This is a genomic window from Amycolatopsis sp. NPDC052450, from assembly GCF_044547565.1.
Lineage (GTDB): Bacteria > Actinomycetota > Actinomycetes > Mycobacteriales > Pseudonocardiaceae > Amycolatopsis.
In genome coordinates, this window is sequence record NZ_JBIUAQ010000014.1 from 141,439 (window position 1) to 163,825 (window position 22,387).

At 69.6% G+C, this 22,387-nt stretch carries 17 protein-coding genes; 6 read left to right on the forward strand and 11 right to left on the reverse strand.

Going from position 1 to position 22,387, the window contains the following annotated elements; all coding sequences use genetic code 11:
• Positions 1 to 35: 35 nt before the first annotated feature.
• A complete protein-coding gene (locus ACIHAO_RS23765) occupies positions 36 to 1,298 on the reverse strand; it encodes a class I SAM-dependent methyltransferase (RefSeq protein WP_396561176.1) in 1,263 nt (420 codons plus the stop codon).
• 21 nt (positions 1,299 to 1,319) lie between these two features.
• A complete protein-coding gene (locus ACIHAO_RS23770) occupies positions 1,320 to 2,015 on the reverse strand; it encodes an alpha/beta hydrolase (protein WP_396561178.1) in 696 nt (231 codons plus the stop codon).
• 131 nt (positions 2,016 to 2,146) lie between these two features.
• On the opposite strand from ACIHAO_RS23770, the gene ACIHAO_RS23775 reads away from it, so the two are divergent.
• Together ACIHAO_RS23775 and ACIHAO_RS23780 are read left to right on the forward strand one after the other, a co-directional pair.
• Positions 2,147 to 2,875, forward strand: a complete 729-nt coding sequence (locus tag ACIHAO_RS23775; protein WP_125783797.1) for an SIS domain-containing protein — start codon at positions 2,147 to 2,149, stop codon at positions 2,873 to 2,875.
• Between the two features lie 94 nt (positions 2,876 to 2,969).
• On the forward strand, positions 2,970 to 4,118 hold the full coding sequence (locus tag ACIHAO_RS23780) for a serine hydrolase domain-containing protein (RefSeq protein ID WP_396561181.1): 1,149 nt from the start codon (positions 2,970 to 2,972) through the stop codon (positions 4,116 to 4,118).
• Positions 4,119 to 4,211: 93 nt separating this feature from the next.
• On the opposite strand, the gene ACIHAO_RS23785 is transcribed toward ACIHAO_RS23780, so the two are convergent.
• Entirely contained in the window at positions 4,212 to 6,077 is a 1,866-nt protein-coding gene (locus ACIHAO_RS23785; RefSeq protein ID WP_396561183.1) for an ABC transporter ATP-binding protein, read from the reverse strand.
• Between the two features lie 145 nt (positions 6,078 to 6,222).
• Between ACIHAO_RS23785 and ACIHAO_RS23790 the strand changes: the two genes are divergently transcribed.
• Positions 6,223 to 7,524, forward strand: a complete 1,302-nt coding sequence (locus ACIHAO_RS23790) for a glycosyltransferase 87 family protein (protein WP_396561185.1) — start codon at positions 6,223 to 6,225, stop codon at positions 7,522 to 7,524.
• On the opposite strand, the gene ACIHAO_RS23795 is transcribed toward ACIHAO_RS23790, so the two are convergent.
• The 5 genes from ACIHAO_RS23795 to ACIHAO_RS23815 form a co-directional block, all read right to left on the reverse strand.
• Complete coding sequence (locus ACIHAO_RS23795) at positions 7,525 to 7,734, reverse strand: helix-turn-helix domain-containing protein (RefSeq protein WP_003071237.1); 210 nt, start codon at positions 7,732 to 7,734, stop codon at positions 7,525 to 7,527. It lies immediately after the preceding gene.
• Positions 7,735 to 7,912: 178 nt separating this feature from the next.
• Positions 7,913 to 9,541 (reverse strand): ABC-F family ATP-binding cassette domain-containing protein, encoded by a 1,629-nt coding sequence (locus ACIHAO_RS23800; protein ID WP_396561187.1) that lies wholly within the window; start codon positions 9,539 to 9,541, stop codon positions 7,913 to 7,915.
• A gap of 144 nt (positions 9,542 to 9,685) precedes the next feature.
• Positions 9,686 to 10,354: an acVLRF1 family peptidyl-tRNA hydrolase gene (locus ACIHAO_RS23805; protein WP_396561189.1), complete on the reverse strand. Its 669-nt coding sequence runs from the start codon at positions 10,352 to 10,354 to the stop codon at positions 9,686 to 9,688.
• Positions 10,355 to 10,618: 264 nt separating this feature from the next.
• Complete coding sequence (locus tag ACIHAO_RS23810) at positions 10,619 to 13,489, reverse strand: S8 family serine peptidase (RefSeq protein WP_396561271.1); 2,871 nt, start codon at positions 13,487 to 13,489, stop codon at positions 10,619 to 10,621.
• 213 nt (positions 13,490 to 13,702) lie between these two features.
• Entirely contained in the window at positions 13,703 to 15,265 is a 1,563-nt protein-coding gene (locus ACIHAO_RS23815; protein ID WP_396561191.1) for a deoxyguanosinetriphosphate triphosphohydrolase family protein, read from the reverse strand.
• A 41-nt stretch (positions 15,266 to 15,306) separates the two neighbouring features.
• On the opposite strand from ACIHAO_RS23815, the gene ACIHAO_RS23820 reads away from it, so the two are divergent.
• Both ACIHAO_RS23820 and ACIHAO_RS23825 read left to right on the forward strand, forming a co-directional pair.
• On the forward strand, positions 15,307 to 16,434 hold the full coding sequence (locus tag ACIHAO_RS23820) for a lycopene cyclase family protein (protein WP_396561193.1): 1,128 nt from the start codon (positions 15,307 to 15,309) through the stop codon (positions 16,432 to 16,434).
• Positions 16,435 to 16,506: 72 nt separating this feature from the next.
• Positions 16,507 to 18,189 (forward strand): EAL domain-containing protein, encoded by a 1,683-nt coding sequence (locus ACIHAO_RS23825; RefSeq protein WP_396561195.1) that lies wholly within the window; start codon positions 16,507 to 16,509, stop codon positions 18,187 to 18,189.
• A gap of 78 nt (positions 18,190 to 18,267) precedes the next feature.
• Here ACIHAO_RS23825 and ACIHAO_RS23830 read toward each other — a convergent pair whose 3' ends face one another.
• From ACIHAO_RS23830 to ACIHAO_RS23840, 3 genes are read right to left on the reverse strand one after another with little or no spacing between them, the layout of a single operon-like run.
• Positions 18,268 to 19,428: a sulfotransferase family protein gene (locus ACIHAO_RS23830; protein ID WP_396561197.1), complete on the reverse strand. Its 1,161-nt coding sequence runs from the start codon at positions 19,426 to 19,428 to the stop codon at positions 18,268 to 18,270.
• 10 nt (positions 19,429 to 19,438) lie between these two features.
• Entirely contained in the window at positions 19,439 to 20,221 is a 783-nt protein-coding gene (locus ACIHAO_RS23835) for an SDR family oxidoreductase (RefSeq protein ID WP_396561199.1), read from the reverse strand.
• Complete coding sequence (locus ACIHAO_RS23840; protein ID WP_396561201.1) at positions 20,218 to 21,387, reverse strand: hypothetical protein; 1,170 nt, start codon at positions 21,385 to 21,387, stop codon at positions 20,218 to 20,220. The genes ACIHAO_RS23835 and ACIHAO_RS23840 overlap by 4 nt, the downstream gene beginning before the upstream one ends.
• Before the next feature lie 87 nt (positions 21,388 to 21,474).
• Here ACIHAO_RS23840 and ACIHAO_RS23845 point away from each other — a divergent pair, with 87 nt between their 5' ends.
• Positions 21,475 to 22,350, forward strand: coding sequence for a helix-turn-helix domain-containing protein (locus tag ACIHAO_RS23845; RefSeq protein ID WP_396561203.1), 876 nt, complete (start codon positions 21,475 to 21,477; stop codon positions 22,348 to 22,350).
• The last annotated feature ends 37 nt before the right edge of the window (positions 22,351 to 22,387 follow it).

Below are 22,387 nucleotides of genomic sequence, written 5' to 3' on the forward strand. Positions count from 1 at the left end.
AGGACGTCCGGCACCCCGCATCGGTTGGGTGGCGTTCACCGTCCGTTTTCGGCGAATCCGAACTGGTGGACCTTGAGATACCCCGAGCGGAATCCCGCTTCGGAGTACGCCAGGTAGAACTCCCACATCCGCTTGAAGACGTCGTCGAAGCCCAGTTCGGTGATGTCGTCCCACCGCTGGGTGAATCTCTCCCGCCACAGTCGCAACGTGTGCGCGTAGTCCTGGCCGAACTCGCGCACCCCTTGCAGAGTCAGCCGGGTGTCGGCCAGCATGCCCTGTTCGATCGAGGTGGTCGACGGGATCAGCCCGCCGGGGAAGATGTACTTGTGCATCCAGGTGTACGAGCGGGCCGCGGCGAGCATGCGTTCGTGGTCCATGGTGATGGCCTGGAGGCCGAACCTGCCGCCCGGCTTCAGCCGCTTCCCGATGGTCTCGAAGAACGTGGGCCAGTACGGCTCGCCGACGGCCTCGATCATCTCGACACTGACCACGGCGTCGTACTCGCCGGTCGAGTCGCGGTAGTCGCACAGCCGGACGTCGACGCGGTCGGCGAAGCCCGCCGCCGCGATACGCTCGGTCGCCAGCTTCGCCTGTTCCTCGGAAATGGTCAGTGACGTGACCTTGGCCCCGCGTGCGGCGGCCCGGATCGAGAGTTCGCCCCAGCCGGTGCCGATCTCGAGCACCGTGCTGCCGTCCCGGACGCCCGCGTAGTCCAGGACGCTGTCGATCTTGCGGTGCTGCGCGGTGGTGAGGTCGTCGTCCGGGCCGAACAACGCCGACGAGTACATCATCGACGGGTCCAGGAACGTGCCGAACAGCTCGTTGGACAGGTCGTAGTGGCGATGGATGTTCGCCCGCGAACCCTCGATGGTGTTCTCCTCGGCGGCGGGGTGGCCGCGGTCGACGAACCGGCGGAACCGTTGCAGCAGCGGCGGGATGAGCGTCGCCATCCGCTCCGCGAACGGGGTCAGCACCTCGGCGAGCGCGTCGCTCGTCCAGTCGCCGACCATGTACGCCTCGCCGAAGCCGATCTTCGCGTCCACGCCGAGGCGGTGGAAGAAGGCGGCAGGGCGATTGAGCCGCATCTCGGGCGCGTCCGGGCCGCCCGCGCCCAGCAGCGAGCCGTCGGGCATGCGCACGCGGACGTTCAACGGGCGCACCGCGTGCCGGAACAACTGCTCGGCGATCCGCGCCCGGAACGGGGAATGCGGCGGGGTGGCCAGCCCCGGCCACCGGGTTTCGTCAGGGACGGGCAGGCCGGACGAACCGGCCGCCCGATCGACGCTGAACGTGGACATCAGTACTCCCTCCCACCCGGTTCAGACCGGGATCCGCAGCCGTTCCGAGCTCGGCCGTCCCCAGGCCCCGCTCAGGGTTTCGTCGGTTCCCCCGGCTTCGATCAGCTCAAGGGTGAAGGCCCGTATGAGGCGGTTCCAGACGCGAGATCTGCGTAACATCGCATGCCCTTCGCCACCGATCTCGAACCGCGCGGACCGCGACGTCACCTTTTCGGCGCGTTCGGCGAAAGCGTGTGAGGCCACCGGATCGGTCATCCGGTCCTTGGTCCCGTGCGCGATGAGCACGGCGCGACCGCCGACGGCGTCGATGGATTCACCCGGTGGTGTCCACGGGGCCAGCGCGCAGACCCCGGTCACGGCCGGATCGTCGGCGACGCGCAGGGCGACCCGCCCGCCCATCGAATGGCCGACGAGGATCACCGGCACATCCGGGTGATCGTCGTGGATCTGTTTCAACGCCCAGCGCGCGTCGGCGAGCGCATCGGTACCGTGATCGTTCCAGCCGTAGATCCGGTTGCGCAGCAGCCGCACCTCGACCCCGTGCTCCCGGCACGCCCGGTGGACGTCCTTCGCCAGCGGCACCATCCGCTGGTACGCCAGCCGCCACGGCGCCACGCGGGCATGACTGTGCTCCGCGCCGCCGTGCAGTACCAGCACCACGGCCTTCACCTGGCCGCGTGCTCGCCAAGTCCGCACCGCGGGATCAGCCTCGTTCACCCTGGGCCCTCCAGTCTCCGAAACCCCGGCCGCAGTGATCGGGTCAACCTCGATCATGACCCGATGTATTCCACTTCGGCCATTGGTCCACGCGATACATTCGTCGCTGACCTCCAGACGGAAGGGCGGATGTGGTGAGCACCACCGAACGTTATGCAGACGTCGCCGAACGGCTCGCGGAAGCCGAACGGGGTAACGCGGCGCAGATCCGGAAATCGGCCGAGCTGATCCTGGACGTCATCCGGGCGGACGCCCTGGTGTTCACCGCCGGGGCCGGGCATTCGCTGGCCGCGGTCGCCGAGACCTTCTACCGCGCGGGCGGGCTCGCCTGTGTGTACCCGGTCTACCACCCCGAACTGCTGCCACTGCACGGCGCGCAGCACAGCACCAAGACCGAGCGCCGCTCCGGGCTCGCCGAAGAGGTGCTGGCCGAGCGCGCGCCGGGGCCGGACGACCTGCTGGTGGTGTTCTCGACCTCGGGCGTCAACCCGTACCCGGTCGAACTGGCCGCCGGGGCGCGGAAGCGCGGGGCGTCGGTCATCGCGGTGAGTTCGGCCGCGTCCGTGGCCGCGGCGCCCAAACGCGCGGCGACGACACTGATCGAAGAAGCGAGCATCGTGCTCGACTCCCACGTCCGCCCCGGCGACTCGAGCTATCCGCCGGACGCGCCGCGGACCGCGCCACTGTCCACTGTGATCAACGCGTTCCTGTGGAACCTCGTCCTCGCCGAGGTCGTGGACCTCGGTGCGGCGCAGGGCGTCGACATCCCGCTGTGGCGCAGTTCCAACGTGGACGGTGGCGACGAGGCCAACGCCGCGCTGCTGGCCAAGTACGGCGAGCGGGTCCCCGCGCTCCGCTAGCTCCTCGCCCGCGCGGACGAGTTCCTTGACTCGTCCGCGCGACACTTCTACGGTCACATACCGACCGGTCGGTGTCCGCAGGAGGTTCGTACCCATGCCCGAGATCCACGGTGATTGCGCGGCGGGGTTCGAACCCGTCCTTTCCGCCTTCGAGGAGAACTTCGCCGGACGCGGTGAGATCGGCGCCGCCTTCTCGGTGACCCGGCACGGCGAGACCGTGGTCGACCTCTGGGCGGGCTGGGCCGATCCGGACCGGACGATCCCGTGGCGGGCGGACACGCTCACCAACGTCTGGTCGACCACCAAGGGCATGACCGCGCTCTGCGCGCACCACCTCGCCGACGCCGGTCTGCTCGACCTCGACGCGCCGGTCGCGAAATACTGGCCGGAGTTCGCGGCGGCGGGCAAACAGGACATCCCGGTGCGCTGGCTGCTCTCGCACCGCTCCGGCGTGACCGGCATCGGCCTCGACCGGCCGGTGACGGTCGGGGAACTGTACGACTGGGAGCACATCACCGGACTGCTCGCCGCGCAGGCGCCGCTCTTCGAACCGGGCACCGTCAGCGGTTACCACGCGCTGTCGTTCGGTTTCCTCGTCGGCGAGGTGATCCGCCGGGTGAGCGAGCAGGACGTCCGCGCGTACTTCGCCGCGCACATCGCCGGCCCGCTGGAGGCGGACTTCCGGATCGGCCTGGACTCCGACGACGATCTGGCGCGCTGCTCCACCCTCGTCGAGCCCGTGCTGGGCGACGAGATGAAGAGCGCGCTGGCGCAGGCGTTCGCCAACGCCGGCCCGCCCGCGCTCGCGGCGCTGGCGAACCCGCGCGTCCAAGGCCGCGACGCCAACGATCCGGCCTGGCGGCGCGCGATCCTGCCCGCCCTGAACGGACACGGCACCGCAAAGGCCATCGCGACCATCTACGGCGCGCTCGCCTCCGGCCGCCTGCTCTCGGCCGGAGCGCTCGCGACCGCCCGCGAAGGACAGGGCCGCGAGGCCGACGTCGTCGGCGGACTGGGCAACGAATGGGCGCTGGGGTTCTACCTCGGCAGCGAGGAACGCGGCTTCGGCCCGAACCCTCGCGCGTTCGGGCACGACGGGCTCGGCGGCTCGTCAGGCGGCGCGGATCCCGAGAGCGGGATCGCCTTCGGCTACACGATGAACCGGATGGGGCCGCTGATGCGGGACGATCCGCGGAAGATGGCGCTGGTGAACGCGACCTTCGCGTCCCCCGCCCTCGCCTGACCGTCCCCGGATGTCATGAAAGGGTCGTTCAGGACGAAAAACGTCCTGAACGACCCTTTCATGACACATCACGGGGGAAGCGACCCTTGAAGGTCACGCGGCCGCAGGCTCCTCCGAGAACTGCGTCAGGTACAGCGCCGCGTAGCGCCCTTCCCGCGCGAGGAGCTCTTCGTGCGTTCCCCGCTCGACGATCTCCCCGTGCTCGATCACCAGGATCTGGTCCGCCGCCCGCACCGTCGACAACCGGTGCGCGATGACCAGCGCGGTCCGCCCGTCGAGCGCGTCGGTCAGCGCCTCGCCGACGGCGGCCTCGGACTGCGAGTCCAGATGCGCGGTCGCCTCGTCGAGGACGACGACCCTCGGCTGAGCCAGCAGGAGCCGGGCGATGGTCAGCCGCTGCCGTTCCCCGCCGGAGAGCCGGTAGCCCCGCTCCCCCACCAGTGTCTCCAGCCCGTCCGGCAGGTCCCGGATCAGCTCGGCCAGCCGCGCCTTCTCCAGCGCCGACCAGATCTCGGCATCGGTGACGCCGGGCCGCGCGTATTCGAGGTTCGCCCGGATCGTGTCGTGGAAGAGATGCCCGTCCTGGGTCACCACGCCGACGGTTTCCCGCAGCGCGGCGAAACCCAGGTCGCGAACGTCCACATCGGACAAGCGGACCGATCCGGCGTCGACGTCGTAGAGGCGCGGCAGCAGCGAGGCGATCGTCGACTTGCCCGCCCCGGACGAACCGACCAACGCCACCATCTGCCCGGGTTCGGCGCGGAAGCTGATGCCGTGCAACACCTCTTCGCCGCCTCGGTGATCCAAAGTGGACACGTCCTCCAGCGACGCCAGCGAGTACCGGTTCGCGGCGGGGTAGCCGAACCGGACGTCCGAGAACTCCACCGAAACCGGGCCTTCGGGAACGCGGCGCGGTTCCGGCTTCTCTTCGATCATCGGCTTGAGGTCGAGTACTTCGAAGACCCGCTCGAACGACACCAGCGCGGTCATCACGTCCACCCGGACGTTCGCCAGCGCGGTGAGCGGCGAGTACAGCCTGGTCAGCAGCAGCGCCAGCGCCACGACGGTGCCCGGCGCGAGTGCCCCGGTCAGCGCGAGGTAACCGCCCAGCCCGTAGACCAGGGCCTGCGCGAGCGCGGAGACCGTGGTCAGGCTGGTCAGGAACCAGCGCGTCAGCATCGCCGTCCGCACCCCGATGTCGCGCACCCGCCCGGCCCGCGAGCCGAAGTCGCCCACCTCGCGCGCCGGGTCGCCGAACAGCTTCACCAGTGTCGCGCCCGGCGCGGAGAACCGTTCGGTCATCTGCGTGGTCATCGACGCGTTGAGCTGCCCCGCCTCCCGCTGCAGCGCGGCCATCCGCCGCCCGAGCCGCCGCGTCGGCAGGATGAACACCGGCAGCAGCACCAGCGCCAGCAGCGTGACCTGCCAGGACAGCGTCATCATGACCACCAGCGACAGCACGAGCTGGATCACGTTGGTGACCAATCCGGACAGTGTCGCGGTGAACGTGCGCTGCGCGCCGATGACGTCGTTGTTGAGCCTGCTCACCAGCGCGCCGGTGCGGGTGCGCGTGAAGAAGGCGACCGGCATCCGCTGCACGTGCCGGTACACCGCGAGCCGCAGGTCGAGGATGATCCCCTCGCCGATCCTCGACGACTGCGCCCGTTCCGCCAGCCCGAGTCCGGCGTCGATCAGCGCCAGCACCGCGATCACCACGGCCAGCCACACCACCAGCGCGACGTCGTGCCCGCCGATGATCGCGTCGACCACCTTCCCGGCCAGCACCGGCGTGCTCACCGCCAGCACCGCCGACACGACGGTGAGCACCAGGAAGATCAGCAGCCTCCGCCAATGCGGCCTGGCGAACCGCGCGACGCGGCGGAGCGTGCCCTTGTGCAGACCCTTCGGAACGTCGGCCGACTTCATCGCCGAGTTCATCAGCGACCAAGTGTTGTCCATGAGAACCCTCTCTTACCCCCAGAACCTCGATATTAGTCGAGGGTTTTCCCGGATATAAGCATGACCAACACCGGAGCACACCGGATGCTTCCCGGTTTCCGCGTCCTCTTTCCGGCGGACGCGGCCACGTCGGTAGCCTGAGCCGGTGACCATGGACCCCGACCGGCGACGACTGACCACAGACCTGGTCTTCTACACGGGCTGTCTCGTCTTCGCCGTCGTGAACACGGCCGTCGCGGAGTTCTACGGTTATCGTGTGTGGGCGAACTTCGCTGTAGCGGGTTACGGCCTCGCCGTGGCCCACTCCGGCTGGCTGCTGATCGCCGCCCGGCGCGGCGAACGCCCGTCCGGCAAGCTCGGTTCGCGGTGGATCGGTATCGGGGCGATCGGCCTGTTCGCGATGATCCTTCCGTTGGGAATGCTCGTCATTCGCCGTCTGACCGGAGTGGACTGGCTCGTCACGCCGAACTCGTGGGCCGCCCAGCCCGAGGTCTGGGTGATCGAGCGGTCGGCGAAACTCCTTCTGGAGAACGGAACCCCGTACGTCGACGTCACCGCGCTCGGTCGCGCGGTGGAAGTAAACGATTACACACCATACGGTCCGGTGATGACCGTGTTCGGTCTGCCGCGCGCCTTGGCGGGTGGCGGACCGGTCGCGAACGCCCTCACCGACGCGCGCTGGATGTTCGCGCTGGCGGCCGTCGCGTGTGTGCTGCTGACGCTGCGGCTGCTGAAGTGGCCGAAGATCCCGGTGAGTGCGGCACAACTCGCGCTCGCCTGCCCGCTGACCGCGCTGACCTGGGCGGTCGCCGGCCCGGATCTGGCCATCGCCGGCCTGCTGGTGCTGTCCTTCGCGCTGGCCACGACCGGCCGCGCGATGCTGTCGGGTCTGGTGCTGGCGCTGGTGGTCAGCGCGAAACTCATCGTCGCACCCGCGATCGTGGTGCTGGGTGTCCTGTTGATCACGCGGCGTGGTCCTCGCGCACTGGGCGGGTTCGCCGCGGCACTCGTGGTGACGACCGTCGTCCTGCACGTACCCGTCTACTTGGTCGACCCCAAGGCTTTCGTCGAACACGTCTTCCGGTTCCCGCTGGGAATCGGCGTGATCAAGTCACCTGCGGCGAGCCCGTTGCCCGGCCACCTCATCGCCTCGCTCGGCCCGGTGGGCACGGCGATTTCCTTCACCCTGCTCGGGATCGCGGCCGTCGCGATCCTGGTCTGGCTACTGCGCCGTCCTCCCGCGACCGGCTCGGACGCGCTGCTGCGGATGGCCGTGGGGCTCGTCGCGCTGATCATGCTCACTCCGGCGACCAGGTACGGGTACCTGGTGTATCCGCTGGTCCTGCTCGGTGCCAGGCTGGCCTTCCTGGCCGCGGAAACCCGTGAAACAGCGGTCCCTGGAAAGGGAACTGCGCCCCCCGCGCAGCAGTCCGCTACTTCCTCGTGACTACTTCTTCTTGACCCTGGTGGCACCGCCACGGCCGCGCAGCTGGACGCCGGACTCCGAGAGGACCCGGTGCACGAACCCGTACGAGCGACCCGTGGACTCCGCGAGGGCGCGGATGCTCGAGCCCTTCTCGTATTTCTTCTTCAGGTCAGCGGCCAGCTTGTCACGCGTGTTGCCGGTGATCCGCGCGCCTTTCTTGAGATCAGCCACGTCGATCGCCTTCCCGCCGAGAGTGTTCTGGGCCACATAACGGCCCCTGTCGCCGCAATGATCGAACACTGAGCGCCGGAATGCCAGACGACGAGCGCAAAACTGCCGAAACCGCGATCACATTGGGCCATTTCAGTGGCCGGAGGGCATCGATCAAGCACCCGAACGGACGCAGGCGTCACGCAAGCTGGACAAGTTCCAGATAATCCGCCGACCAATGGTCCTCGGTTCCGTCCGGCAGCAGGATCACGCGTTCCGGCTCCAGTGCCTCGACGGCGCCCGGGTCGTGCGTCACCAGGACGACGGCTCCGGCGAAGCTGCGCAAAGCGTCCAGGACCTGGGCACGGCTGGCCGGGTCCAAGTTGTTAGTCGGCTCGTCGAGCAGCAAAACGTTGGCAGCGCTGGACACCAGACCGGCGAGCGCGAGCCTCGTCTTCTCGCCACCGGAGAGCGTGCCGGCGGGCTGATCGAGTTGCTCGCCGGTGAAGAGGAACGACCCGAGAAGGTTCCGCAACTCTTGCGCTCCCGTGTCCGGGGCGAGGTGACGGATATTTTCCCACACGGACGCATCGTGGTCGAGCGTTTCATGTTCCTGTGCGTAATAGCCCAAACGCAATCCGTGACCTGGAATGGTCTCACCGGTATCCGGAGTTTCCATTCCGCCGAGCAGCCGGAGCAAAGTCGTCTTTCCCGCACCGTTCAATCCGAGTACGACGACCTTCGACCCGCGGTCGATGGCGAGGTCGACTCCGGTGAAGATCTCGAGCGAACCGTAGGACTTCGAAAGCCCCTCCGCGGTGAGCGGCGTGCGGCCGCACGGCGCGGGCTCGGGGAACTTGATCCGGGCGACCTTGTCGGCCTGCCGGGTCTCGTCGAGCGCGGACAGCATCTGCTCGGCGCGGCGGGCCATGTTCTTGGCGGCCACCGCCTTCGTCGCCTTGGCACCGAGTTTCGCGGCCTGCTGCTGCAGCGTGGCCGCCTTCTTCTCGGCATTCGCCCGCTCGCGGCGGCGGCGCTTCTCGTCGGTGGCGCGCGCGTCGAGGTAGCGCTGCCAGCCCATGTTGTACAGGTCCAGCTCGCTTCGGGTCGCGTCGAGGAACCACACCTTGTTGACCACGTCCGCCAGCAGTTCGACGTCGTGGCTGATCACCACGAGACCGCCGTCGTGCTGCTTCAGGAAGCCGCGAAGCCAGTTGATGGAGTCGGCGTCGAGATGGTTGGTGGGCTCGTCTAGCAGCAGGATCGTCTCGGATTTGCCGCCCGCGCCCGCTTCGGCGGCGGCGAACAGGATCCGGGCCAGCTCCACGCGACGGCGCTGACCACCCGAGAGCGTTTGCAGCGTCTGTTCGAGCACGCGGTCGGCGAGGCCGAGGTTGGAACAGATCCGCGCCGCTTCGCTCTCGGCGGCATACCCGCCGAGGGAGGCGAAGCGCTCTTCGAGACGGCTGTAGCGGCTGATCGCCTTGTCGCGCTCCTTGTCGTCCACCAGCTCCGACATCGCGGTCTGCGCCTTTTCCATGTTGCGCATCAACGAGTCGAGGCCGCGGGCGGAGAGCACGCGGTCTTTCGCGGTGACGGACAGGTCGCCCTCACGCGGATCCTGCGGCAGGTAGCCGAGCTCGCTGCTGCGGCGGACCTCGCCGGCATGCGGCTCGCCCTCTCCGGCCAGCACCTTGAGCGAGGTGGTCTTGCCGGCGCCGTTGCGGCCGACCAGGCCGATGCGGTCGCCCTGCTGGATGCGGACGTTGGTTTCGTCGAGCAGAATGCGCGAACCGGCGCGCAGCTGCAGGCCAGAGGCCGTGATCACGGGAACTCCCGGTAAAAGGGGGTGGATGAGCGGACAGCTTCGACTCGCCTGCCGTCGGGCAGGCGAGGAGCTCACTCCAAGAGGATGTCCACACGATCAGTGTACGGGCCGCTGTCGAGCGATTTTATCCGACCGTGCCCGACGTCACGGCCCGGAGAGGGTGATCTCGACCGCGACCGCGCGTTCGGCGGCGTCGTCGAGCACCGTACGGCGCGGTTCGGCGATGTCGAGCACACGACGTTCGGCACGCTTGAACAACAGCGCCAGCCGCCTGTCCTCACGGAGCGTTTCCAACGCCCGGCGGTCGCCGCCGAGCACGACGGCGTCCACTTCGGACAGTTGCGGGACGAGTACCTCGAACGCGTCATCCGCGGCGGACTTGAGCGCTGTGCGTGCTTGCCCTTCCCTGCGCCGCGCGAACCGCTGCTGCGACCAGCCGCCCGCCGCGGACCGGCCTTGGACCAGATGCCGGTCCGTCCTGGACTGGACGACCACTCCCCCGCGCGCGATCCCGACGCTGTGCCCGCCGCGGCGCACCAGCAGGAGCGCGATCCTTCGCGAGATCAACGCGTGTTCGATGAGCGGGCCGACGGCGAGACCCGGCACGGTTCCTTCGGCGTTCAGCGGTCCGAAAGGGACGGTCGCGACGGCGACGACGCCGTTGCCCGCGGTGACCGTGACGGTGTCCGCCGCGAGTTCCGTCGAGCGGACGCCTTCGTTGCGGACGGCGAAGCGGGCGTACCAGCCTTCGAGGCGATCCGGGGCAACCTCGACCGCCCGTCCCCCGCCCGCCACCTGCCGCTCCTTCGCCATGGGTCCAACGTACGGGGCCCGGCTCCGTTCGGCAGGCGATCGGCCGTTGCCGTTCCGCGGCGACGCCAGGCTCGGCTCGATGTCGCGAAAGCCACTTTCGGGACCTCAGACGTCGCGAAAGTGGCTTTCGCGACGCTCTCCCGGCGAGTGGCGATTCGCGTGGCCGAGACGATGTCCAACACCGCACTCGCGTGATCAGAGACGTAACTCGCGAGTGCGGTCTCTGATCACGCGAGTCACGTCTTCGCGCGCTTTCCGAAAGGACTAGACCGGCTTCACCGGCCCGCGCCCGACCGACTTCCCGACGCCCGCGGGCCGCTCAGCCACGGCGGGCTGCACGAAACCGTTGACGTGCAAGGAGACCGAGCGGATCGACCCGGTGTCGCCACCGACGACGTCCGCCGCGGTGAACGTCCAGGTGCCGTCGGCGGTACCGGCGGCCAGGCCGCCGAGCGCCTGCACCGGCTTGTAGGTGCCGGTGAACGGCGCGTTCGCCGCGCTCACCGAACTGAACGCGGCGGCCGCGTTGTCGGCGAAGACGACCTGGCACAGGTTGTTGCCCGAGCTGCCGCCGCGCTGGAACACGGTCGCCTTCGCACCCGAGGGCGAGGTCAGCGTGCCGACCAGGTCACCGACGTACGAGTGGTTGATGCCCACCGTCGTCGAGGTCTGGTCGGCGTTGCAGGTCGCGCCGTCCACCGAGAACGTCAGCTTCGACGCGCGCCCGACCCCGCTCACCGTGATCGGCACGGTCACGCCGGTGGGGTCGCTGTCCGGGATCGCCACCGCGGCCCCGGCGTAGGCGAAGTCCCGCGTCACCGGCGACGGGGTGCCGACCGGCAGCGAGAACGTGGACGTGGTCGGCGAGAACGAACCCGCGAAGGTCACGCGCGCGTTCAGCACCACCGGCACACCGAGTTCCTGCGTGGCGGGAACGGTGATGGTGAAGTCGTTCACGCCGGTCTGCCCGGGGCTGATCGTGCCGTACGACTTCGACCGCGGCGCCACCGTGACACCGGGGGTCGGGCTGGACAGCACGACGCTGGTGGACGTCGCGGTGCCGTCGCCCCGGTTGGTCACCGGCACGGTCACCTTGGCGGTGTCGCCAGGGTCGAGCGCGGAACCACCGTCGGCCGGGGTGACCGTCGGCTGTCCCGCGGACGCGAGCGGCTGCGGGCTGGCGCCGGTGTAGGCGAGCACCTTGTCGGCGAGGATGACGCCCGCGCCGCTGGAGTTGTCGCGGCCCGGGGCCAGGATGTCGACGGCGGTGTTGATCAGCGCCTCGCGCACGTCGGCCGGGGGCAGCCCCGGGTTACCCGAGAGCACCAGGCCCGCGATCGCGGCGGCGTGCGGCGCGGCGGCCGACGTGCCGTAGAACGTGGTGAAGCCGGTGACGCTGGTGGAGACGCCGTCGGCCGCGGTGATGTCCGGCTTGGCGCGGACCTCACCGCCGGTCGCGGACACGTTGCCCGGAGTGATCGGCGTGCCGTCGGCCTGGAAGAAGACCCGCCGCGGACCGTCCGAAGTGAACCGTTCGACCTTCGTGGTCGCGCCGAAGGCACCGGGGAACGGGCCGGCCGGGTTGGCCGGGTCGCCCGGTTCGAGGGCACGCGGGAAGGCCTTGGCCGCCGGGGCCGCCGCGACGCTGAACGCGTCCCGCGCGGCCGAGTGGCCCACGGTCACGCCGGGGCTGGTGTAGGCCTTGAGACCGTCGGCCGAGTCGGAGAAACGGCCGCGCAGCGCGGAAAGCGACAGGTAGCGGCCTTCACCGGAGAACTTGACGATGGCCAGGCGCAGTCCGGCGACGCCCGTGGTGTCCACCCGTTCGTAGGCGTCCTGAGTGCCGCTCTGGACGTCCTGGCTGAAGTCGACGACGTTGCCCGCCGCGTTCAGCAGGTACAGGTCGTAGTCGTTGTTCGAGGCACCCAGCGGGTCGGACCAGAACAACGTGACCGGCACCCGGCCCGACGCGTTCGAGAGCGGCTCGAAGATCTGGTTGCCCGCGGCACCGGCGAAGTTGTGCGCGGTACCGGCGTATTTGCCGACGCTCTTGCCGGAGTCGACGAAGTCGCCTTCCCAGTGGCCCGAGGTGCCGTCGGTGACGTTGCCTTCGTTGCCGGCCGAGGAGAAGTACAGCGCGCCGTCGGCGGTCACGTCGTTCACGGCCTGGGCGATGATCCAGTCCTGGAACGGCGATTCCTTGAAGTACAGGACATCGTCGACGATGACGTCGCAGCCCGCGTCGAACCGCAGCTTGCGGATGTTGTCGGCGAAACTGGCGTCGGAGTTGAACGCGCTGGCGAAACCGAGCGACGCGTTCGGCGCGAGATCGTGGATGATCTCGAGCATCGCGGTGCCCTCGTCACCGTCGCCTTCCTGACCGGGGATCACGTCGACGCCCACCGGGAGTTCGCCGCGTGCCTGCGAGGTCGCGAGCGAATCGATGCCGTCCGACAACGCGCAGATCTTGGTGCCCACGCCGGTGACGCCGAACTGCTGACGCGCGGTGTCGGCGTTGTGCGCGCGGTCGCCTTCGCTGTTGACCGGTCCGGCCGCGATTCCGGGCTGCCCCTTGGCATCGACGGCTTTCTTGAGCTCGCCGGCGATCCGGGCGGCCTTCTCTTCCTTGCTCTCCCGCTTGCCCGCGGTGGCGGGCTCGGCGAGCTGCCGGGCGGTGAACGCCTCGTTGGCGGTCTCGACCTTCTTGACGTCGGCACGGCCCGCGATCGCCGGGACCGCGTTCAGCGGAACCTCGGCGCGCACACTGCCGTAGCGCTGCGACACCGCGCGAATCCCCGCACCGGATTCCCGCAGTCCTTTGAGGAGTTCTTCCGAGACCTGGCCACGGATGTCCACGAGTACGGTGCCGGCCGCGGAGACATTCGCCCCAGACCCCAGTGCGGGAACCGCGGAAGCCGGCATCCGCTGCGCGCGGAGTTTCTGTTCGACGAGCAGGCGGCTGTCCACTTTGGACTCGCCGGCGTGCTGGCTCTTCTTGATCGACTGAAGGGCTTCGATCTGCCGGACGGTGTTCTCCGAGAACGCGTCCGGGGACGATCCGCTCATCCCCGCCGCGACGGGCGGGCTCACCAGGCCCAGCGCGGTGACCAGCGCTGCGGTGCCCGCGGTCAGGATCGTTCTTCTTCTCCTACTAGAACGGGTTGGACGCACGTGCGCCTCCGATTCCTAGGCGCGTGCCCCGACTCACGCTGACCGATGCCGGCGATCACCGGCTCGATCAAGCTAAGTACCGGGCGTGCACCGGCGGCAGGAGCCGTTCGGGTGACGTCGGATGGAGATTTTCCGGATTCGGCCGCAGGCCGTGGGCCGTTCAGGGTAATCGCGTCGTCACAGGACGAACGAGTCCGACCAAGGCTGGGAAGCACGGCCCGACAAGCCGTCCAAAAGGGTCACCGCCTGTTTGTCCGTCAGCGACGCCACGAAGTCGACCACAGCCCGCCCTCGCGCCAGACCACGCACGGCGTCGGCACCGGTGACCGGTTCCCCGGTCGCTCCGACGAGCAGTTCCGGCGACGTCCGCGCCAGCGCGGAGAACTCGGACCGCGCCAGCTCCACCAAGTCGTGCAACCGTCGCGGAAGCCGGTAGAACTCGTCACGGTCGAGCAGCCACGCGTCGAGGGCGTCGACCAATGTGGTCACCAGGCTCGCCTGCCCGCGCTGGTGCAGCGCCAGTTCCGGGCGCAGCAGCACAAATCGCCGGTGCACGAACTTCAGCACCTGCACCTCGTGCCACTGCGCGGGCCGCAGGGTGAGATGCCCTGTCCGGGCCGAAGGCGACGCCACCACCTGCACACCGTCGACGAGCCGCGCGGTCCACTTCGAGGAGAAGGCGGCGGTGGCCTGCTCGGCCTCGATGGAACCGTCGAACCCGGTGGCGAGCAGGCCGTCGACGAGTTCGGCGCGGACACGGGCGACGGCGCTGGTGAAGGCGTCGTCGTCGACGATCCAGCCGTCCTTGGCGTGCATCCGGCGGCGCAGCCGTTCCAGCGAACGGCCGGGCAGCCGCCGTTCGGCGGTCAAGGTCGCGTCGTCCAGCCCGGCCAGTTCCAGCGCGTGGTCGACCCAGCCGGTGAACTCGGCCGCGACCGGCGCGTGCTGCAGGACACCGATCCGGTGGAAGTCCTGGAGGTCGTGGATGGCGTAGGCGATGTCGTCGGCGGTGTCCATCACGGACGCTTCGACGGTCTGCTGCCAGGGTTCGATCCGGCCGTCGAACGGGGCCCGCGCCTGGGTGAAGTCGTCGAGTTCGGTGCTGTAGGCGGAGAACTTGCTCGCGCCGGTGCCGGGGGCGTCGGCCGGTTCGGCCGCGCCACGGGGCTGGACGGCCATCGAGGTCGGATGCGGATCGGGCACGTGCAACCGCGCCCACGGGTACTTCAGCACCGCGGCACGCACCGCCGTGGTGAGGTCGAGCCCGGAGGCCGACGGGCCGCGCACGTCGGTGGTGGTGATGATCCGGAACGACTGCGCGTTGCCCTCGAAACCGTCGGCGAGGCCGAATCGGTGCCGCGCGATCCGGTCCAGGGTCTGTTCGCCGAGGTGCCCGAACGGCGGATGCCCCAGATCGTGCGCGAGCGAGGCGGCCTCGGCGACGTCCGGATCGCAGCCGCCCAGTTTCGCGGCGAGCTCGGCGGAATCGGTGCTCGCGTTGATCCGCTCGGCGATGGCGCGCGCGACCTGCGCGACCTTGAGACTGTGCGTGAGCCGGTTGTGCAGCAACCCGGCGCCCCCGGCGCTGACGACCTGGGTCACGCCACCGAGCCTGGCGAAGAACGGCGAAGCGGCGATCCGGTCCCGGTCGATCCGGAACGGGCTCGTGGCGAGATCGCTGAACCCGGCGTTCGCGCTCTCCGGATCGCGCCGCCATGCCCTCGGGTCCGTCTGTTCCATGCGTCACACCGTATCCGTCGCGGCTCTGAGACACTGCCCAGGTGGCGGACGTGGTGATCGCGGGCGGCGGTCCGGCCGGGCGGGCGCTCGCGCGTGCCTGTGCCCGGCGCGGCCTGGAGACGACCCTGATCGACCCGGCGCCGGGCAGGCGCTGGCGGGCGACCTACGGGCTGTGGGCCGACGAGCTGCCCGCGCTGCCGCAGAGCGCCGTCGCGTGCGCGCCTTCGACCACACTGGCCTTCGGGACCGGGCCGCATGTGCTCGATCGGCAGTACCTGGTGCTGGACAACGCCGGCCTGCGCACGTGGCTCGACGGTGGTTACGACGTCGTCGTCGGGAAGGTGTCCGGTGTGGACCACGGCGGGCAGGGTTCGTCGGTGCGCCTTGAGGACGGACGCGCGCTCGCGACGGGTCTCTATGTCGACGCTTCCGGTGCCCGGCCGCGGGGCAACCGGTACGAACAGACGGCGTTCGGCGCCGTCCTCCCCGCCGAGGACGCGCTGCGGCTGGTCGACGGCCCGGATACCGCCGTGTTCATGGACTGGCGGGAAACCGAGTCCGGATTCCTGTATGTCCTGCCGCTCGGCGACGGCACCGTCCTGGTCGAGGAGACCTCGCTGGCCCGCAAACCAGGTCTGCCGCTGGAAGTACTGGCGGCGCGGTTGCGGGCCCGGCTCAAGGCCGCCGGGCTGACGTCACGCGGGCGCGAGGAACGCGTGCGGATCGTGCTCGACGTGCCGGTGCCCCGGCGTGGCCGGACGGTGCCGTTCGGCGCCGCCGCCGGGCTGGTGCATCCGGCGACCGGGTACAGCGTCGCGACGTCGATCCGGCTCGCGGAACCGGTGGCCGACGCCGTCGCCCTGGCCTGGGACCGAGGGCCGGCCGCGGCCGCGTCGGCCGCTCACCGGGCGCTGTGGCCGTCCTCGGCGCGCACCGTGCACGGGCTTCGGCGACACGGGCTGCGCGCGCTGTGCGGGATGCCGCCCGGCTCGGTCCCGGTGTTCTTCGATCTGTTCTTCACGCTGCCCACCCCGCTCCAGCGTGCTTTCACCAGCGGCCGCGAAGACGTTCCGGGTACCGTCGAAGCGATGTCGGCGCTTTTCCGATTGTCACCATGGCAAGTAAGAAAACACCTGATCGGGTGGCGTGCGTTACGCCGTTCTAGGTAACCCAGGTGCCTTCACGATGAACATCAGTTGACACGTATTTCGTTTCGTACCGCCACCCGCGAATATGCGTTTGTGACGTTGCAGATCGCTGTCCGCTTCGCTTACCAGCCGTTGTACAGCCTGCACACCGGTGGCGTCGTCGCGTTCGAGGCCTTGGCACGGCCGGGCCGCGGCACCGCCCACGAACTGCTCGCCGACGCCCGGCGCAGCGGCAGGCTGGCCGAGGTCGACGTCGGGCTGGCCGCCGAGGCCGTCCGGCAACTGCGCGAGCCGCAGGCCGCCCTCCCCCTGCACCTGAACCTGTCCGCGCGCACGGTGGCGGCACCGCCCGCCCACTTCGACCCGCTGACCGAGGCGCTCGGCCTGGCGGGGCGCCGGACCAGGGACGTCGTGCTGGAGATCGGGCCGCCGTTCACGCAGATCCCCGCCGACCTGCTGCTCACCGGTATGCGACGGCTCACCGACCTCGGGTTCCGGCTCGCGCTCGACGGCCTCGGCCGCGGCGACCTCCCGCTCACCCTGCTCGCTTCGGCGCCCGTCGACCTGGTGAAACTGGACCGCAGTGTGCTGCGCGGCCTGCCGCACGACCCGGCCGCCGTCGCGGTGGTCGAAGCGGTGCTGCTTTTCGCGTCGCGCACCGACAACCGCCTGGTCGCGACCGGGCTCGAGACCACCGAGCAGCTGGAGTCCGCCCGGCGGCTCGGCGTGCGCATCGCGCAGGGCAACCTGCTCGCCCCGCCGGACGGCGACCACGCGCCGCTGCCCGCGCCGGACGCGCCCGGCCCGTTCGTCCCCGGCACCGCCCGCGCCCGCCGCGTCGGCGACTTCCTCCGGCCCGCGACCACGCTGCCGGAGGACGCGACGTGCGACGACGTGCGCGAGGTACTGGCCGCCGCCGACGGGCCGAGCGGGATCGTCGGCATCGACGACCGGCACCGTCCACAGTGGTCGATCGACCGGACGCGGTTCCTGGTCGCGGTCACCGGGTTGTACGGCCATGCCCTGCACGCCAAACGGCCGGCGTCGCGGCTCGCCGACCGGCCGCACACGATCCACGCCGACGCGAGCGCGCTCGAATTCCTCGAACTGGTCACCGACGCGGACTGGGGCCGGACCGGCGACGACGTCGTGGTGGTCGACGACCGCGGCCGGTGTGTCGGCGTGGTGCTGGTCAACGAGGTCGTCCGCGGGGTCGCCGAGGCGAAGGTCGAAGAGGCGGTCTCACTGAGCCCGCTGACCCGACTGCCCGGCAGCGACGCCGTCGCCAGGGACGTCGACCGCCGGATCAATGCGCGCGAGCCGTTCGTCGCGGCCTGGCTTGACGTCGACTCGTTCAAGACGGTCAACGACACGGCCGGGTTCGCCGCGGGCGACGACCTGATCCGCACGCTCGGCAGGACACTCACCGACCTCGAGGCCCGGCTGCGCCGGATGCGCGTCAGCCACGTCGGCGGGGACGACTTCCTGATCGCCTGCGACGTCGACGAGATCGGCACGGTCGCCGCGGCGCTGCTGGACACGCCGTGGTCGGCCGACGGGCTGCCGGTGACGGTTTCCCTGGCGACCCTGGTGTGCGGGCACGGCGCGATCGGGTCCTACAAGGACGCTTCCCGGCTCCTGGCGCCGCTGAAGAAGCAGGCCAAGGAGGTTCCCGGGTCGAGCTGGGTGCTCGGGCGGCCGGGTTCGGACCGCGTCGAGGTGCTGCGCGGGATCACGACCCGAGGCCTCCCCGCCCAGCGCGCCGCCGGCTTCTGACCCCTCTGCAATTCGTCATCTACTTGCGATGCTTCTCGCGCGAGGATCATCGCAAGTAGATGGCGAATTGCGGGGGTTTCAGAGGGCGTAGGCGGCACGGTAGGCCGAGAAGCGTTCGTCGACCTCGCCGGCGGTGAGCCCGAAGTCCGCGAGGTCGTACCGGTGCACGGGTTTCCTTTCCCCGGAACGGCTTTCGGCGTGCACCGCGGTCATCGCGCCCCGGGCGGCCTCGCTCAGCGGGAGCCCGAAATGCCGGTAGACGCCTTCGACCGTGCCGATCGGGTCGGCGACGAATTCCTCGTACCGGACATCGCAGAACTGCGCCGGATCGTGCCGTTTCCTTGCCTCCAGCGACTTTTCCGCACCGCGCGCCCACAGATCCAGCTGGCCGCGGCCGATCACGTCACCGCGGAAGACATCGGACCAGCCCGCCGAAGCCTGCTCGTTCAAACTGCACACCGACGCGACGATCGTGCTCGGCGCGCGATGGGTCTGCACGATCAGCGCGTCCGGGTACACCTCCAGCAGCGCGTCGAGCGCGAAGAGGTGGCTCGGGTTCTTGAGCACCCAGCGGCGCCCGGCGTCCGGCAGACCGATCAGCTGCAGATTGCGCCGATGCCTTCGATAGGCGTCAGTCCAGCTCTGCCCGTCCAGCCACCGCGAGTACGACGGCACGTGCGCGAGGCATTCGTAGGACACCGATTTCAGGGACTGCCGCAAGAGCTGCCAGCACTCCTCGACCTGATCTGCGGACATGTGGTGCAGGCCCATGAACTCGGGATGTTCGACGTGGTGTTTCTCGTATCCCGCCTGGATTCCTTTGAAGACCGGGTTCTCCGCCCACGTCTGGCGCGGCGGCCGCGGTTGCGGCACCTCGGTCAGCCAGACCTCCAGCCCTTGATGCGCGGGATCCTCGGTGAGCAGCCGGTGCAGCGCCGTGGTCCCGGTCCGCGGCAGGCCGGTGACGAAGATGGGCCGCTCGACGGAAACGTCGGCGTACTCCGGATGCTGCTTCCAGGAAGCCTCGCTCAACGACCTCGCCACCAGGGCCCCGCGCAGGAACGCGCGATGGATCTTGTTGCCGTACGGGGTCAGACCCGCCTCGCCCGCGTACGAATCCAGCAGCACGCGGAGACCTTCAAGGTGGTCTTCACCACCGAAGTCGTAGAGCCCGGTGAGTTTCGCCGCCGACGCGTGCAGATCGTCCACGGTGCCGACGTTTTCCCGCCCTGGCAGCATGTTCTCCCCTTCAGTGGTGGTATTCGCCGGCGTTGACGTCGAGGCACTGACCGGTGACGCACCGCGCGAGCGACGAGGCGAGGAACACGACGGTGTCGGCGATCTCGTCCGGCTCCGGGAGGCGGCGCAAGTCGATCGTCTCCGCCGTTTCGGCGTACACCTGTTCTGGCGGAACCCCACGTTCCTTGGCCAGGTAGGCGAAATACCACTTCAGTGAATCCGCCCAGATGTAGCCGGGTGCCACGGAATTGACCCGGATCCCGCGCGGCCCGAGCTCGGAGGCGAGGCTCTGCGCGAGCGCGAGGAGGCTCGCTTTCGCCATCTTGTACGCGCCGAACGTCCGCCGGGAATGCCGCAGCACGGCCGAATTGATCATCACCACCGAACCGCCGCTTTCCGCGAGCGACGGCGTGAACAGGCGCGTGAGCCGAAGTGCGGCGAGCACGTTGGTCTCGAAGCCCGCCCGCACGTCGGCGAGGTCGACGTCGGCCAGATCCATGATCGGCGGGATGGCGAAAGCGTTGTTCACCAAGGCGTCCACCCGGCCGAACGCCTTCAACGCGGCCTCGGCGAGGTTCGTGGCCGAAGCGTCGTCGGTGATGTCGGTGGGCACGGTGACCGCGCGCCGCCCGCGCGCGTCGACCTCCTTGGCGACCTCGGCGAGCCGGGATTCGGTGCGGGCGGCGAGGACGACGTCGGCGCCCGCCGCGGCACAGCGCACGGCGATCGACCTGCCGAGCCCCGGGCCGACCCCGGAGACCACGATCACCTTGTCCCGCAAGAGGTCGGTCATCCCAGCATCCTCGCCGCGACAGCCTGCTGACGGGCCGAGATCCGGTCCGCCCATTCCTCCGGGGTCACGCGCGCCTCGTCGTGGAACGGCAGCCGATCGGCGAGTTCCCCGAACTTCACGACCTCGATTTCGGGACCGTCGGCTTTGTCCAGCGCACGGGACAGGCGCTGCCACCGGATCTGGACGTATCCGCGGTCGTGCCCGGTGCGTTCGAGCCAGTTCGCCAGGCCGGGGTCGCGTTCGCTGATCACGAAGCGGATCTTGCCGTCCGGATCGACCCGCGCCTGGTCCGCGGTGAGGCTCGTCTGATGGTTGATGTAGTCCAGCGAGAGATACCAGACGCTGCCGAGCTGGATGCCTTGGTAGGGCGCGTCGGACCGCGGCACCGTGACGATCATGACCTCTTCGTCGCCGAGTTCGTAGTGCCCGGCGGAGGAGTACTGCGTGGTCAGGCCACCCGGCGTGGGCCGCGGCTCGGTCATCGTGTTCACCGGCAGGTTCAGGTAGAACCACTTCGGGAAGGCGAGGAAGGTGCGCAGCCTGCTCAGCAGGATCTTGCCGGTGACGCCGTAGCGTTTGGCCAGCCCGTCGCGGGTGAGCGGCGCGGGTGCGCCGCCCGCGGTGTCGGCGCACTGGATCTGGATCGTGCCGCGGCGTTCGGTGGCCCAGTCGCTGTAGACCTCGCGCACCACGAGCATCGACGAACCAGGGCCGAGGACGAAGTAGTTGGGTCCCGGGTCGGTTTTCGCCGGCCCGAAGCGGAGTTCGAACGAGCCGTCCTCGGCGATCTCGATCTCACGGTCGTCGAAGGCGGCGAGGCTGTCGGGCACCTCGACGGGCGAGTAGTCGCCGTTGAGGACCTGGAAACTGACGTCGGCCGTGCTCCCCCGCGTCCCGGTGATGACGTATTCGCGGTCCTCGCGGATGTTCGCGTTGAAGTACAGCGTGTCCGGGTTGTCGAGGCCCATCTTCGTGTACGGCCCGGTGGACTGGGTGAAGAACGGATAATCCCGTTCGTAGGCCCACGCCATCTGCAAGGACGCGCGGATGCTGCCGGCGAGGTAGTCGTACCCCTCGACCAGATCCTGCTCGGTCCGGATGTGCGGCGCCTCCGCGATGACCTTCTCGGCTTCGACGATCGCGTCCGCGAACGGTTGAGTGAGCACCGGCGACTCCTCATACTGGTACAAATACGTACCGACTTGGTACGTTCTTCGCGACATCAGACTAGAACGCGTTCTAAGGATGGGTCAATGACCCGACGCTCACCGCCCACCGAGCGGGTCGTGCGGCTGCTCGACTTCTTCGCCGCGCATTCCGGCCGCCGCTTCGGCCTTTCGGAACTCGCGCGCGAGCTGGACCTCGCCAAACCGACCTGCCTCGGCATCGTGACCGAGCTGACTGCGGGCGGCTACCTGGTCCGGGATCCTCAGCCGGTCACTTACCGGCTGGGGCCGGCCATGGTCGCCGCGGGCCGCGTCGCGAGCGAAGGCTTCGGCGCGAGCGAGGTCGCGCGCCGTCATCTCGAGGAGCTGAGCAGGCGATACGGCGCCACGTGCACGGCCTCGGCCGTGGTCGGCGACCGGATCCTCATGCTGCAGAGCGCCGGTCCCGGCCGGGTGAAACTGGGCGAGACCTACCCGTTCGCACCGCCGGTCGGCCTGATGTACGTGCTGTGGGACTCCGACGCGGCGTTCGACGCGTGGCTCGCCAAACCCCCTGCGGTGCCGGTGCGGCTGGACGAAGCGCACCTTCGCCGCGTCGTCGCCGAATGCCGCGAGCACGGTTACCTGGTGGAGAGCCTGACCACCGCGGGCCGTCGGCTTTACGCGCTGATGGCCGGCGTCGGCGCGGAGGAGCTGCCACCGGAAGTGCGGGGGCTGGTGGGAGAACTCGTGTCGAGCCTCGGCGAGCGCGTCTACCTCGGCGCCGACCTGGAGCCGCGCCGCAAACACGCGGTGAGCCTGCTCGCCGCGCCGACGTTCGACGCTTCGGGGCGGCAGGAGCTGGTACTCACGCTGTCGGTCGGCGAGCCGATCACCGGCGCCGAGATCGCGCGCCGTGGCGCGGCGCTGGTCGCCGCCGCCGACGCCGTCACCACGGAATCGGGCGGCCTGCCCCGCAATTAGTCACCTACTTGCGAGGGTCGACACCCGCAAGTAGGTG

Excerpts from the sequence above, each read along its gene's own strand:
- ACIHAO_RS23765 (WP_396561176.1), bottom strand. The coding sequence starts at position 1,298 with ATGTCCACGTTCAGCGTCGATCGGGCGGCCGGTTCGTCCGGCCTGCCC.
- ACIHAO_RS23780 (WP_396561181.1), top strand. The coding sequence starts at position 2,970 with ATGCCCGAGATCCACGGTGATTGCGCGGCGGGGTTCGAACCCGTCCTT.
- ACIHAO_RS23785 (WP_396561183.1), bottom strand. The coding sequence starts at position 6,077 with ATGGACAACACTTGGTCGCTGATGAACTCGGCGATGAAGTCGGCCGAC.
- ACIHAO_RS23805 (WP_396561189.1), bottom strand. The coding sequence starts at position 10,354 with ATGGCGAAGGAGCGGCAGGTGGCGGGCGGGGGACGGGCGGTCGAGGTT.
- ACIHAO_RS23815 (WP_396561191.1), bottom strand. The coding sequence starts at position 15,265 with ATGGAACAGACGGACCCGAGGGCATGGCGGCGCGATCCGGAGAGCGCG.
- ACIHAO_RS23830 (WP_396561197.1), bottom strand. The coding sequence starts at position 19,428 with ATGCTGCCAGGGCGGGAAAACGTCGGCACCGTGGACGATCTGCACGCG.
- ACIHAO_RS23835 (WP_396561199.1), bottom strand. The coding sequence starts at position 20,221 with ATGACCGACCTCTTGCGGGACAAGGTGATCGTGGTCTCCGGGGTCGGC.
- ACIHAO_RS23845 (WP_396561203.1), top strand. The coding sequence starts at position 21,475 with ATGACCCGACGCTCACCGCCCACCGAGCGGGTCGTGCGGCTGCTCGAC.